Raw genomic sequence first — 12,980 nt, forward strand, 5'->3', positions numbered from 1 at the left:
AGAATAATCCTCCTCTTGCTGTCCGAAGTTCGAGTATGTTATAGATATTCCTTGGGTTCCAGACAAGGACGAAATAAATGGACTTAAAACGTTTTTTTGCCTGCCTTATTATATTTCTCATTCCATTCTGCGGTTACACAGCTACGATAACAGAAAATCTTGGCATTGCTTTTGTGCATGGCACCAACGACCATCGGGAGGATGCTGACGGAGGATATTGGAAAAGAGACTTCATTAATTCTTTAGCAAAGGCCTTACCTAATTACGATAACCATATTGTATTAGCCTGTGATTTTAGTCAGTACATGTGGCACGAAGGTGCTGCAGGCTGTGTTGCCAATCAACTTTTAGATTTTATTAGTAAAAAACATATTACTAAATTAATTGTTTACACTCATTCTAATGGGGCAAATATCATTCGTTGGATTTTATCTAATCCTAGTTATGACGCGCGTTATCAATCGTTAACTAAAAAAATTACCCAGGTCATTGCCATAGCGCCATCCAGTGGCGGCACACCTTTGGCCGATGAAGTGATGGACGGCCATAGTTTTGAATCTAAAGTTGGCTGGTTACTGGGTTATCAAAATGACTCAGTTAAACAACAACGTGTGGGTGATATGGCACTTTTTAATGCCGAATTATTATTTGGCACGAATGGCCGCCCCTCGCTTCCCGTACCATTTCGCGTGGTGATTGGAACCGATGTCACTGCATCACCCATTTCAAAAGCCAGTTATTGTAATGGTTACATCTTAAATACTGGATTAAAAATTACCCAATTTTATTTAGATGACTGTTCAGATGGTTTTTTAAATTGCTCATCTCAAGCATTAGCTGGCAAGGTCTGGTTTTATGATTGGCAAAAAACAAAAGACAGAATCCCTTTAAGTCACAACCAAAGTCGACACGCTTGCTTTGGTTTTGAACAAATTTTGCGCAAAGACTTACTTGCACAAGGAGCGTTGCAATGAAATCAAGTCATTTAATTTTTCTAACAACAACACTGTGGTTTACACAATTGCAGGCTATATCCTTGCCGACACAGCCTATTATTTCTTACGACTGTAAACAGTGTGAAAACCTCTCCCACGACGATTTAAATTCAAGCTGGACTACGGACGAGGGGGCGCTTAAGGAAGAAATTGTACACAAACAAATAAGTCGTAACTATCAAATTAAAGCATCCTTACAGCAGCTACATAACGGCATTTCAATCTATACACAGGCCCCAGGAGCCCTTATCCGCATCACATCTGCTAATTCAACTGTCAGCTCCAGTCCAAATCTTTATATTAGAAATAGTCAGGGCAAACAATTCAGTGTGCAAGAAGCCTCCAGCTTATTATCCAAAGACACTGCTTTAAAAAACACACCGTTTGCAGGACAACTGCTAGCATTTCAATTAAAGCCAGAACTAGGCTCAGGAAAATTTATTATTAACAGTACCGATAACTCAGCAAACGCAAATGAAGGTCCCTATATTATTCATGTTTATGATAAAGATGCAGCAACTTATTTAAGTCTGGAAACGGATAAAGCCCGATATCATTATGGCGACAAATTAAACGTGACTATTCGCTTAAGTGATGATGAACTCAATTATCCTATTGATTATATTAATGCCAATGTAATTAATCCATCTGGCGAGATAATGCCATTAAACCTTGAGCAAGTGAGTAACAATCTTTATCAAGCTCAATTCGATTTAGTTTCTGATAAAAATGTTCTGGGAGAAAACTGGTATGTAGCCGTTGAAACCTCGACATTATTGGGTGATGAAACCATTACCCGTCAGGCTCATACTGCTTTTTCTTATGTAATTCCCTCTGCGACTATTCGCAAAATACGCGCAACCGATAAGCCACTGTCATTTTCTGCCAAAGTAGAAGTTGCAACAGGAAGTCGTTATGCCTTGGAAGCTATACTCTTCGGCAGTGACTCTGCCGGAAAATTGCATCCGATAACTGCGGTGCAATCTGCATCTTGGCTGTCCCCTGGAAAACATACGATTAATTTTTCATTTGATTCCGACTTAAAAACTGATTATAAAGCTCCTTATTATCTTGGTTATCTTCATTTGATTGATTTTGGTCAATTGAAGCCTGTATATGAATACAATACGCCAATTGAACTGACAACTTTAGGATAGTATGGTCTTTTATTCTTCTTTCTCTTTGCTTGAGGGTATCGCTTTGGCGATTGCCCTCCAGTTTTTTTTAATAGCTTGGTTGATTGTACGTCAAACCAAGCAACGCAATTTTGTTGAGGTGCAATCTGATAAACTACAACAGTTGTTCATCTCGCAACTTCATCAATTACATCTTGATTTACAACAAGCTTACCAAGCCAGTCAGCATCATATTCAGGAAAAAATTATTCAAGGCCAACTAACCAGTCAGCAATTAATTAGCGAAACAGTACAGCGTCAAATGACTGATGTAAGAGAGCAAATGAATCACAGTTTTAAGCAACATGCCTCTGCCTTGACGTCTCATCTACAATCACTGACTGAAGAAATTCGCAATCATCTGCATAGTCTTACGCAACAGGTCAATCACAAACTAACAGAAGGCTTTGAAAAAACATCATCCACATTTACTGACGTCGTTCGCCGCCTGACCATTATCGATGAAGCCCAGAAAAAAATTACCGAGCTATCAACTCACGTGGTTAGCTTGCAAGACGTCTTGGTGGATAAACGCGCCCGGGGAGCCTTTGGTGAGGTACAGTTAGCAACGTTGATTGCCAACGTTTTACCGACTACACACTATCGTATGCAATACACCCTCAGTAATCAAAAAAGAGCTGATTGCATTTTGTTTTTACCTGATCCAACAGGGAATGTTGTAATTGATGCCAAATTTCCCTTAGAAACTTATCAAAAATTAATGAATGCAGATCCTGCCTCAACGGATAGAAAAACGCTACAACAACAATTTAAACAAGATTTGCAAAAACATATTAAAGATATCGCTGAAAAATATATTATTCCTAACGAAACTGCCGATGGCGCGGTTATGTTTATTCCTGCTGAAGCTATTTTTGCAGAAATTCATGCCAACTATCCCGAGATTGTTGCTCTTTCTCAACGTTTAAAGGTCTGGTTGGTTTCTCCAAGTACTCTCATGGCTGTACTAACTACAGCAAAAGCTGTTTTAAAAGATGATGAGACTCGAAAACATGTCCATATCATTCAAAAGCATTTACAAGCTCTTGCGGATGATTTCCAACGTTTTGAAAAAAGAATGGATAAATTATCAAAACATATCGATTTAGCTCATCAAGATGTGAATGATGTTAATACCTCAGCTAAAAAAATTACCCAGCGCTTTCAAAAGATTGAATCGGTTGATTTAGATTTACAGGAATTAACAAATACCGTTCCAGCACTTGAAGACAATTAATGATTTAGGACAACGAAGTGTTCCTTCGAATAGGGATATTTTATGGGAATTAGATTCTTATTAGCGATAATTATTTTCTACATTGCCCAGTTTTCTTTCGCGGCAACTTCAAATCCCAAGTTGGAAGCTCCTTTATTTACTAACCTGGGATCTACTCATTTTCCTATTGCAACTAAAGTTTCCCTCACACAACGTTTTTTTGATCAAGGGTTGGTTTTATATTATGGCTTTGAATGGGGTGAAGCGATTCGCTCGTTTAAAGAAGCAGTCAGACTCGATCCCCAATGTGGGATATGCTATTGGGGTTTGGCCTTGGTTCTTGGTTCAAAAAACAATGCTCCGATGTCTGGTACAGAATACGAGGAGGCCAAAAACGCCATTGAAAAAGCCATTTCTTTAGACAATTATGTAACACCCATTGAGCGTGCCTATATCAAAGCATTAGCAACACGCTTTAAACATCAACCTAATAAAGCTTTACAAATCCCTTTAGCCAGCATCTTTAGCTGCCATGAAACTGATAACGTTTATGACAAATCATCACCCCAAGAGCTTTTAGCTTATTCTCAAGCCATGGAGAGATTAATAAAAGATTATCCCAAGGATAGTCATGCAAAAGCCTTATATGCCTGGGCGTTGATTGAAGTCATTGAATGGAATTTTTGGGACATTCAAGGAAAGATTAATCCTGTCACGCCCAAAATTATTTCCGTATTAAAAGAAGCACTGGAGACAGATAAATTACATGTAGGGGCTAATCATTACTATATTCATGTCATTGAAACTTCTCCGAAACCAGAAGAAGCATTAGATAATGCTAATCTTTTAAGAACACTTGTTCCTGGTTCTGAACACTTAGTCCATATGCCCACTCATATCTACCTGCTCACGGGGCGTTACCATGAGGGAACTGAATCAAATTTACAAGCCATTGCTGCTTTTGACGCTTATAACAAGGCGTGTCATGAGCAAGGATTTAAACCTGAAATTAATTATCTTTATTTTCATAATTATGATTTTTTAAGAACAACAGCGACCATGGAAGGCCGTCGATCGCTGGCTTTATCCGCTGCAAAATCAATGATTAAAGAGCCTTTTCCTACCTGGTTAGCACATCAGCCTTCCCTCCAATGGTTTATACCCATTTCTTATTATGTGAAAGCTCGCTTTGGGATGTGGGAAGAACTGTTAAATGAGAACAAGCCACCTGCTCAATATCAATATGCACTTGGCATGTGGCATTATACCCAAGGTATGGCTTTCATACATCTTGATAAACAAAAAGAAGCTGCGAATGAATTACATCAACTAAATAAGATTATTCAGGCAGGCCCTAGTGAACAAACTTTACAGGAAAAAGGGATACAATTATTAAAAATTGCCAGAACGGTATTACAGGCAAGTATAGCGAATGCTCACAAAGAAAAACAATCAACTCTCAGTTATCTCCAAATTGCCGTAAATTTACAGCAAAATATGCGCTATCACGAACCGCCTGACTGGTATTTCCCCGCAAAAGAAATGCTTGCTGATGCCTACTTAAAATGGGGAGATCCGAAGGAAGCAATCAGATTGTATCAACAAGATTTAAAACAATATCCTCAAAATGGCTGGGCTCTTTACGGCTTGGCAAAAGCTCTTAAACAATTAGGCAAAACTGCAGAAGCAGCTCAAGTATATGAGGAATTTAAACGTGCGTGGAAATATTCAGATATTCCCATACCTGTGTCTCTATTTTGAAAACAGGCTAATCTAAATTCGTGTCATTCCGCGCAAGCTGGAATCCCCCAAAAGAATTAATAAAATTGACAGACTCCACCTGCCGGGAAATGACTATTTTTGAAATCTTTGATGCGCTCGATAGTTACAGAAGCCATTGGAATTTAATCAGAAAAAGTCATTTCATAATAGCCAGGCTCAGCAGATACATAATGGCCAGCCTCCATTTTTAGACGAATCGTGACGGTTTGACAGTTTTTTTCAGAATTACAAAGCGTTACTCGCATCCCACATACGTTGGGTTGTATTTCACTAGCCGGTAGCACCATACAAAACCCGTTTGTTGTTTTAATAACATCAGGGTCTTTTACCGATAAAAAAGGAGAGTAACTCTGACAATTCTTACTAATTTCCACTATGGACTGATAGAGAGCTGGTTTGCTCGTATTAACTTTTACCACGGCAAGCAAATCACTACCCTGTTCATAAATCTTCTCATGCGCAATTTGGCAAAAGTCTTGCGCTAAAACGTAGGGTGAAATCAATCCTAAAAAGCTGCCAACAATAAACAAATTAATTCTTTTTAGCATGATATACTCCCTTTATAGTCTATTAGCAGCATAGCATAGCGTGTAGACAACATCCTTTGTAAATTTCTGGATTAACATGAAGTAGAACGCTTATATAGGAAACTAAAAAATAATTGGAAACCAAAGCGTTTGGTATAATTACAATAAGGCCATAGAAATCATGACACTTTTTACTAAACAGGAAAAAATTTTATGAAGCAACTATCCAATAAAACCAAAAGGCTTTATCGCTCACGTCGTGAACGCATGATTGCAGGAGTTTGTGGCGGTTTAGCCCAATATTTTGGCATGGACCCAACTATTATGAGATTAATCTTTATTGTTTGTCTTCTTTTGGGTGGTTCAGCCATTCTTGTTTACCTTATTATGTGGCTCATTGTACCTCTTGAACCCAGCTAACATCTTCCATGCAGAATGAATGAGCGCCTATAACAAAGCATTTAATAATTCATTAACATATAAAAGGTAAAATTTATAATACCTTAACTTATCAAATAGTTATTATGAAAACTGAAGACTCTCTGAATCTTTGCGCTCTTCCTGAAGAAACGTTGCTCCATACTTTGTATTTTTTAAAAACTAAGAGTCTTGCTCGTATGGCAAGTACCTGTCGTTTTTTTAATCGTCTGGCGAATGATGAGTATTTAGATCTGTGTAAGGAAAGAAAGTTTCGCTTAAAAAAAGAATTATGGGGCAAACTTATGATGGCTGCTCGCCATAATGAACTTAAAACTGTTAAAAAAATTCTCAACCAAGGCATAATCGATCCTACTGATCAAACAATGTCTAGTATTCAAAATACCCCACTCCATGCTGCTATAGAAGGTAGAGCTTATAAAACAGCATACTATCTTTGGAAAAATTATAACTTTGATGCAAATGCAAAAGATTATTATCAAAACTCCCCTCTATCCCTACTTAAAAAGCGTTCAATAGCATTTCTTGAACAGAAAGAGAAAAAGCAAGTTAGTTTATTATTGAAATGTCTGACTGACGATGAGAAAAAACATAACAAATGTATAGTTTGCTAGCCATAGGGATTGAGATATCATCACTCATCACCTTTTCTGCACTAAAGAAAAAAAAGACCATTTGATGTGTTCAAATGGCCTTCTCAACACGAAAAGGTTACATTTTTTTAGTAATATGAATTTCAGATTGCGACTCAACCTCATCAATTTGAGAATAGAGTTTAGAATGCGTCACTGAACCAAAGCCTCTGCCTCGATGCTCATTCATAATACGAAGGAATTTTTCATATTCTTCCGGAGTATACGTCTCCTCTTTGCAAGTCTCTACATTGGCATCCATCTGGTCTTTAATTTTTCCAAGAATGGTTGACCACGTGTTGGTATTACCATGACTACTCAGGCGCCACCAGGAACGCTCCTGGCGAAGATAAGCATAAGTAGTATGTTTATGCTCGATAATCTCACATAATTTTAACATTGCTTTATTGGAAGTAATGTGGGGCAATATCGAATCAACTGCTTTTTTAGCCTCTGCCTTTTTCTGAACTAGATTAAGATTGGGAGAAGCTTCAATGGATTGTAAGCGTTGTAACAGGATATCACTTCCATATTTATTGTAATCTACTTTTTCTGGAGTAATTTTATCAGGCGACATATGAATAAAAACTTGTCCAATTGCCTTTTTTGCCTCACTCTTTTCGTTTTCTGCCGCGTGGGAAGAATTAACAACCTCTTCCAAACTCCTTATAATGTCTTCCCCTTGAGAATCCCAATCAACTTTTAGCTCGCCCAAAACAGATTTATCATCGCTTGATTGCGTTTTAAGAGTTGAAAAACCAAGTTCATCCACCCTTGCTTTTGCTTCGTAAACTCTAACTACATGAACTAACAACATATCGTTTATCGTGGCAAGTGCTACATCTAAATTAGGTTTCTCGTTCATTGCATCTGGTTTTACTTGTTGATTGCGAACTAGATGAAATAGAAATTCTCTTATCGGCTGGTTTTTCAAAAACTCATTAGGTAATTCAGTTTTAGTTGAGTCATTGTATTTATCGGGAAATTTAGTTTTATATTGCTGTAGCGTGTTTGATATAAACGCTTGCAGCTTGTCTTGATTATTTAGAGCTTCTTGAACAAAAGCATTTGACCTATATTTAGTAGTTTTTCCTTCTTCTACGAATTGTTCAAATTCCTTCTCAGTATAAGCTTTAAAATCTTTAGCCAATTTATCAAAGGTTGGCAGTGCATTTATTAATAATTCTAATAATGCCTCGTTCTTGCTATCACTTAAATAAGTTGTGATTAATGATTTATCAGCAGATTTATAAAGCGCGCCTAGAGCAGTTTGTAATGCGGGAGTAGACAAGGTGGCAAATTGACGTTGGAAAGTACTAATAAACTCTCCATACTCTTTATTTTTCTGTAAAAAATCATGAATAGCATTCTTGCTATTTGCCAAGGCCAGGAACAGATCTTTAGTGTTGGATAGAGAATCAATCACGAAGGGAATTTTTAATTTCGCATTATAAATACCTATTTCTTTCAAAACCGTTTCCAGTTCCTCAGAAGCAGAAGGATTGCTTTCATAACCTGGCATAAACGTAACTTTACCAATCACTATTTCATCTACGCTTACATCTAACTCAATTTTTGCAATTAAGTTATCTTTTTCGTAGACCGATAATAGAATTTTGTCTCCAGGTGAGTTTAAACAAACCTCTTCAATAGATGAAAATATGGTTTCTTTATCATTAATTTTAAGCTTCATAGGATTACTCTAAAAATGAAAACTTCTTTAATTATATAATGAGTTTCTTAAGAAACTCTGAACTATTTTTAATTTTTTGTCTTTAATTTGAACTAATAGAGGAAATAAGTGTCACAATCGAATGAGTTGGACATAGTAGATTGCATGTTCCAGGAGCTCACGCACCATCATAAAGTAGCTTCTTTTTAGCTTTATACCTATGTTATTCTTAAATAAATATTAATTGTTGGAATATACCATGCGGTTATTGTGTAGTTTGCTCGTGGCGATTGCTTGTTTAACGACTTCTTTTCCTAATTTTGCAAAAACAACTGTTATCTGCGACAAGTCAACTACCTTCATACCGGAATGTGATAAAATGAACTGCTGTGGTAGTATGGGTGGTATTAGCTATTGTGACTCTTCTGCAGGTCGTTATGTTTGTAACAATGGCTATTATTCCTCCTGCTACTGTACCCGACATGCAGTAATGGATTTACAAAAACTTGAAGGTTGCTGCCTCTGGCAAGGAGGCGTTTTAACCATTGATGATGCAACTGGAGCTGTTGTTTGTAATAATGGTGGAATTTCAGAAGTCTGTAGTTTACAGTCCGCCACACAAGGGTTTAGTGCCTGGTGAAATCCAGGCATAGTTAAATATAAATCCTGGTCTGGACAAGTGCTTTACCAGACCTCATAATTGCCCTTTTTATGAACAATCCTATGATGCCACTTATCGAAATTAAGCACCTTTATAAGTCATACGGTTCGGCAACGATACTCGATAATGTCAGCTTATCTGTTTATAACGGTGAATTTCTAACCTTGTTAGGACCCTCTGGCTGCGGCAAGACAACGCTTTTACGCATGATTTCCGGCTTCGAACAGCCCTCTGCCGGTAATATCTATATTAACGATCAATGTGTAAATTCATTACCACCTCAAAAACGTGATGTTCATACCGTTTTTCAAAGTTATGCGCTTTTTCCTCATTTATCTGTTTACGAAAATGTTGCTTTTGCTTTGCGTTGTAAAGGCGTTAATGAAAAAGAAATTAACGAACGAGTACAGGAAACATTGCGCCTTGTGCAGCTAGAGGCATTCGCCACTAGAAATATTAAGCAATTAAGTGGAGGACAACAACAGCGCGTAGCCATTGCTCGAGCCATCATTAATCGCCCGCAAGTGCTATTACTTGATGAACCATTAAGTTCTCTTGATTATCGTTTACGCAAAGCCATGCAATCGGAGCTAAAACAGTTACAAAAGAAACTTAATATGACCTTTATTTTCGTTACTCACGATCAGGAAGAAGCATTATCAATGTCTGATCGGATCGTCATTTTTAATCATGGCCATATTGAGCAAATTGGTACGCCTCGAGAAGTTTATGAGACACCCAATAATCTTTATGTAGCGAAATTTATTGGTGAAGCTAATATTTTTGACATTGAAGTTACAGAAGTCTCCGAGCAAACCTTGGTAACAGAAATTGAATCCATCCCCTTGCATTGCAAAAATACAAACAATTATAAAATCGGAGACAAGCTCCATTTAATGATTCGCCCAGAGGATATCCGGGTCTGGAGCTTATCCGAGGTTGACGACGCGAAGGACATGATACCGGGTAAAATAATCGATATTATTTATAAGGGATCAACCGTTGATTTAAAAGTAGAATTAGCATCTGGCAAAATAATTAATGCCTCAGAATTTTTCGATGAGGATGATGATAAGTTGGAATACTCTCAGAATGAAACAGTTTGGGTGCATTGGTTGACAGGATGGGAAGTGTTATTGCCGCACGAAGCTAATAATCATCAATAATGACAACAATTACAGCTGCCTTTAAAAATTAAGCTATATCCTGGATCTATTATGAAAGGTAAATCGATTTCAATTTATTTTATTTATACCTGGTTAATCGTATTTAGCTTAATTCCACTAAGTTTAATGCTCATAGCCAGTTTTTTATCCAAAGATAGTATGCACCTTGTTACCATGCCATTTACACTGGCAAACTACTCTGCTTTACTTACCCCAACCTTTGCGAAAATTTTCTTTCGCTCCATTTTTATTGCATTATTGACTACCGGGGGATGCCTGCTTCTTGCTTACCCCTTTAGTTATTTGTTAGTAAAATCGAAACATCAGTCTTTATTATTACTGTTGATTATTATCCCTTTCTGGACCAGTTCTTTAGTACGTACCTACTCATTAATAGCAATTCTGAAGGCTAAAGGAGTGCTTAATACAATGCTGCTCAGCTTGCATCTTATTGATAGTCCGCTTTCTTTACTTTATTCAAATTTTGCCGTCATTATTGGTTTAGTTTACAACTTATTTCCTTTCATGGTTTTACCCATTTTCACAAATATGGAGCGCTTTGATTTCAGACTCATTGAAGCAGCCAAAGATCTTGGAGCAACTAAATGGGATATTTTTTTTCGAGTTTTCTTACCCAATACTGCTAGTGGAATTGCAGCGGGATGTCTATTGGTACTATTACCAGCAATGACTTTATTCTATATTCCTAATGTTCTTGGAGGTGCTCGCTCCGTCCTATTAGGTAACATAATTCAGGACCAATTTCTTGTGTTAGGAAACTGGCCTCAAGGCTCGGCTACCAGTATGATTTTAACTGCCTTGTTATTGCTCCTTCTTATTGTCTTTCGACGTCAAAACAAGGAGGGGTTAAATTGAAAATATTTTCCCAGAAATTCTTTCTTTTTCTTGTTTATTCAATGCTTTATACACCTATTTTAGTTTTGATTATTTATTCAGTAAACAATGCTAAATTTTCTCTACAATGGCACGGTTTTTCGTTTCGTTGGTACAATGAGCTTTTTCATGATCGTGGGCTTTGGGCTTCATTCGTACATTCCGTTATTTTAGGTTTGAGCGCTTCAACCATTGCAACTACCGTAGGTTTACTTACTTGCGTCAATTTGTTTCTTTTCCGCAGTAAGCATCGACGCTCATTGCACGCCATGCTGCTACTGTTGGTTATTATCCCCGATCTGGTTTTGGGTGTGGCACTATTGATTTTTTTTAATGCAAGCAATATCTCACTTGGGTTTTTAAGTTTATTAATTGCTCACATTACCTTTTGTATTCCTTTTGTTGTCTTGACAATTAACAGCCGTATACACACGTTAGATCCAAATATTTATTTTAGCGCGCTGGATTTAGGAGCCACCCGCTTTATTGCTTTAACGAAAATTCTATTACCTCTCCTGTGGCCGGCCGTACTAAGTGCTTTTCTACTTTGTTTCACCTTATCTTTTGATGACGTTATTATTAGTTATTTCGTTGCGGGTCCCGACTTTAATATTTTGCCTCTGACCATTTATTCCTTGGTCAGAGCTGGTGTTACGCCAGAACTTAATGCTTTATGTACAATTACCATTATTATTTCCATGATATTAGTTATAGTTTCGCATCGTTTATCAAGTAGAGCACCATGAATCGCATCCTTCTATTTCTTACATTATGTCTATTTCCCTTCTGGCTCTTTGCAGAGCGTGCGGTAAATGTCTATGTTTGGGGAGGTGAAATTCCGAAAAAAGTGGTGCAACAATTTGAATACGAAACTGGCATTACCGTTCATTTTTCAACTTATGATAGTAATGAAACAATGTATGCCAAGTTGAAAGCAAGCAGTAGCAGCATTTATGATGTCATTTTACCTTCAGCCTATTTTGTTGAGCGAATGCAAAAACAAGGCATGCTATCGCGTCTCGATAAAGACCAATTACCTAACCTTAAAAATCTTGAAACAAATTTTACTAATAATGATTACGATCCAGGAAATCATTACAGTGTTCCCTTAATTTGGGGAGCAACAGGCATTTTTTACAATCAAACTTTCGTCAACCCTCCACCTAAAAAATGGGTAGAGCTTTGGCAGCCACATTGGCGAAAACAGCTGATGTTGCTTGACGATTCACGAGAAATTTTTGCTATCGCTTTAATGAGTTTAGGATTTGATCCTAATGATACGAATCCCAAGCATATCAGAGAAGGATTCCATCAATTACTACAACTAGTCCCTAACATTAAATTATTTGCCAGCGATAGCATTCAAGCCATTATGATTGATGAAGATGCCATTGCTGGCTCTGCCTGGAATGGTGATGCCCTTAAAGCACAAGCTGAGAATAATAAAATAGGCTTTAATTATCCAGAAGATGGCTTCGTTATTTGGGTTGATTGCCTTGCTATTCCCAATAATCCCCCTCACCCCAAAGAAGCTTATGAATTTGTTAACTTCCTACTAAGACCCGATGTTGGTGCAAAAATAGCATTGATTGAAGGCCATGCAATAACGAATAAAGCAAGCAAAAAGCTGTTGCCTCCTGCAATTAGCAATAATCCGCTGGTTTATCCACCTGCTGAAGTCTTAAAGCGAGGACATTTTCAGCGTGATGTCGGCGAGGAAACACTCACTCTTTATAATCAGTACTGGCAGCAATTAAAGCTGGCTTTTTAAATATTAACTCATAAGACATTGCCTGGTTCTTTTCACGATTACTCATTTTTC

The 12,980-nt window shown here is 37.4% G+C and carries 13 protein-coding genes; 11 read left to right on the plus strand and 2 right to left on the minus strand.

Going from position 1 to position 12,980, the window contains the following annotated elements; genetic code table 11:
* Positions 1 to 77 precede the first annotated feature (77 nt).
* The 4 genes from PXX05_RS07700 to PXX05_RS07715 are packed head-to-tail and all read left to right on the plus strand — an operon-like array spanning position 78 to position 5,147.
* The gene (locus PXX05_RS07700; protein ID WP_275087646.1) at positions 78 to 974 is read left to right on the plus strand and encodes a hypothetical protein; all 897 of its coding nucleotides are present in this window, start codon (positions 78 to 80) and stop codon (positions 972 to 974) included.
* Positions 971 to 2,152 (plus strand): DUF4785 domain-containing protein, encoded by a 1,182-nt coding sequence (locus PXX05_RS07705; protein ID WP_275087647.1) that lies wholly within the window; start codon positions 971 to 973, stop codon positions 2,150 to 2,152. The genes PXX05_RS07700 and PXX05_RS07705 overlap by 4 nt, the downstream gene beginning before the upstream one ends.
* Position 2,153: 1 nt before the next feature.
* The gene (locus PXX05_RS07710) at positions 2,154 to 3,407 is read left to right on the plus strand and encodes a DNA recombination protein RmuC (protein WP_275087648.1); all 1,254 of its coding nucleotides are present in this window, start codon (positions 2,154 to 2,156) and stop codon (positions 3,405 to 3,407) included.
* Positions 3,408 to 3,449: 42 nt separating this feature from the next.
* The gene (locus PXX05_RS07715; RefSeq protein WP_275087649.1) at positions 3,450 to 5,147 is read left to right on the plus strand and encodes a tetratricopeptide repeat protein; all 1,698 of its coding nucleotides are present in this window, start codon (positions 3,450 to 3,452) and stop codon (positions 5,145 to 5,147) included.
* 143 nt (positions 5,148 to 5,290) lie between these two features.
* On the opposite strand, the gene PXX05_RS07720 is transcribed toward PXX05_RS07715, so the two are convergent.
* Positions 5,291 to 5,716 (minus strand): hypothetical protein, encoded by a 426-nt coding sequence (locus PXX05_RS07720; protein ID WP_275087650.1) that lies wholly within the window; start codon positions 5,714 to 5,716, stop codon positions 5,291 to 5,293.
* Positions 5,717 to 5,908: 192 nt separating this feature from the next.
* Between PXX05_RS07720 and PXX05_RS07725 the strand changes: the two genes are divergently transcribed.
* Together PXX05_RS07725 and PXX05_RS07730 are read left to right on the plus strand one after the other, a co-directional pair.
* Positions 5,909 to 6,115, plus strand: coding sequence for a PspC domain-containing protein (locus tag PXX05_RS07725; protein WP_275087651.1), 207 nt, complete (start codon positions 5,909 to 5,911; stop codon positions 6,113 to 6,115).
* 104 nt (positions 6,116 to 6,219) lie between these two features.
* Complete coding sequence (locus PXX05_RS07730; protein ID WP_275087652.1) at positions 6,220 to 6,747, plus strand: F-box-like domain-containing protein; 528 nt, start codon at positions 6,220 to 6,222, stop codon at positions 6,745 to 6,747.
* 97 nt (positions 6,748 to 6,844) lie between these two features.
* On the opposite strand, the gene PXX05_RS07735 is transcribed toward PXX05_RS07730, so the two are convergent.
* Entirely contained in the window at positions 6,845 to 8,458 is a 1,614-nt protein-coding gene (locus PXX05_RS07735) for a hypothetical protein (protein WP_275087653.1), read from the minus strand.
* Between the two features lie 238 nt (positions 8,459 to 8,696).
* Between PXX05_RS07735 and PXX05_RS07740 the strand changes: the two genes are divergently transcribed.
* From PXX05_RS07740 to PXX05_RS07760, 5 genes are all read left to right on the plus strand, one after another.
* A complete protein-coding gene (locus tag PXX05_RS07740; RefSeq protein WP_275087654.1) occupies positions 8,697 to 9,077 on the plus strand; it encodes a hypothetical protein in 381 nt (126 codons plus the stop codon).
* A gap of 71 nt (positions 9,078 to 9,148) precedes the next feature.
* Positions 9,149 to 10,264, plus strand: coding sequence for a spermidine/putrescine ABC transporter ATP-binding protein PotA (gene potA, locus PXX05_RS07745; RefSeq protein WP_275087655.1), 1,116 nt, complete (start codon positions 9,149 to 9,151; stop codon positions 10,262 to 10,264).
* A gap of 51 nt (positions 10,265 to 10,315) precedes the next feature.
* Positions 10,316 to 11,140 (plus strand): ABC transporter permease, encoded by an 825-nt coding sequence (locus PXX05_RS07750; RefSeq protein ID WP_275087656.1) that lies wholly within the window; start codon positions 10,316 to 10,318, stop codon positions 11,138 to 11,140.
* 41 nt (positions 11,141 to 11,181) lie between these two features.
* Entirely contained in the window at positions 11,182 to 11,904 is a 723-nt protein-coding gene (locus tag PXX05_RS07755) for an ABC transporter permease subunit (RefSeq protein WP_420844642.1), read from the plus strand.
* On the plus strand, positions 11,901 to 12,929 hold the full coding sequence (locus PXX05_RS07760) for an ABC transporter substrate-binding protein (RefSeq protein WP_275087658.1): 1,029 nt from the start codon (positions 11,901 to 11,903) through the stop codon (positions 12,927 to 12,929). The genes PXX05_RS07755 and PXX05_RS07760 overlap by 4 nt, the downstream gene beginning before the upstream one ends.
* The last annotated feature ends 51 nt before the right edge of the window (positions 12,930 to 12,980 follow it).

Origin of the sequence: Legionella cardiaca (assembly GCF_029026145.1) — a bacterium.
Taxonomy (GTDB): Bacteria; Pseudomonadota; Gammaproteobacteria; order Legionellales; family Legionellaceae; genus Tatlockia; species Tatlockia cardiaca.

Excerpts from the sequence above, each read along its gene's own strand:
- PXX05_RS07760 (WP_275087658.1), top strand. The coding sequence starts at position 11,901 with ATGAATCGCATCCTTCTATTTCTTACATTATGTCTATTTCCCTTCTGG.
- PXX05_RS07705 (WP_275087647.1), top strand. The coding sequence starts at position 971 with ATGAAATCAAGTCATTTAATTTTTCTAACAACAACACTGTGGTTTACA.
- PXX05_RS07755 (WP_420844642.1), top strand. The coding sequence starts at position 11,182 with ATGCTTTATACACCTATTTTAGTTTTGATTATTTATTCAGTAAACAAT.
- PXX05_RS07750 (WP_275087656.1), top strand. The coding sequence starts at position 10,316 with ATGAAAGGTAAATCGATTTCAATTTATTTTATTTATACCTGGTTAATC.
- PXX05_RS07740 (WP_275087654.1), top strand. The coding sequence starts at position 8,697 with ATGCGGTTATTGTGTAGTTTGCTCGTGGCGATTGCTTGTTTAACGACT.
- PXX05_RS07715 (WP_275087649.1), top strand. The coding sequence starts at position 3,450 with ATGGGAATTAGATTCTTATTAGCGATAATTATTTTCTACATTGCCCAG.
- PXX05_RS07730 (WP_275087652.1), top strand. The coding sequence starts at position 6,220 with ATGAAAACTGAAGACTCTCTGAATCTTTGCGCTCTTCCTGAAGAAACG.
- potA (WP_275087655.1), top strand. The coding sequence starts at position 9,149 with ATGAACAATCCTATGATGCCACTTATCGAAATTAAGCACCTTTATAAG.
- PXX05_RS07735 (WP_275087653.1), bottom strand. The coding sequence starts at position 8,458 with ATGAAGCTTAAAATTAATGATAAAGAAACCATATTTTCATCTATTGAA.
- PXX05_RS07720 (WP_275087650.1), bottom strand. The coding sequence starts at position 5,716 with ATGCTAAAAAGAATTAATTTGTTTATTGTTGGCAGCTTTTTAGGATTG.
- PXX05_RS07725 (WP_275087651.1), top strand. The coding sequence starts at position 5,909 with ATGAAGCAACTATCCAATAAAACCAAAAGGCTTTATCGCTCACGTCGT.
- PXX05_RS07700 (WP_275087646.1), top strand. The coding sequence starts at position 78 with ATGGACTTAAAACGTTTTTTTGCCTGCCTTATTATATTTCTCATTCCA.
- PXX05_RS07710 (WP_275087648.1), top strand. The coding sequence starts at position 2,154 with ATGGTCTTTTATTCTTCTTTCTCTTTGCTTGAGGGTATCGCTTTGGCG.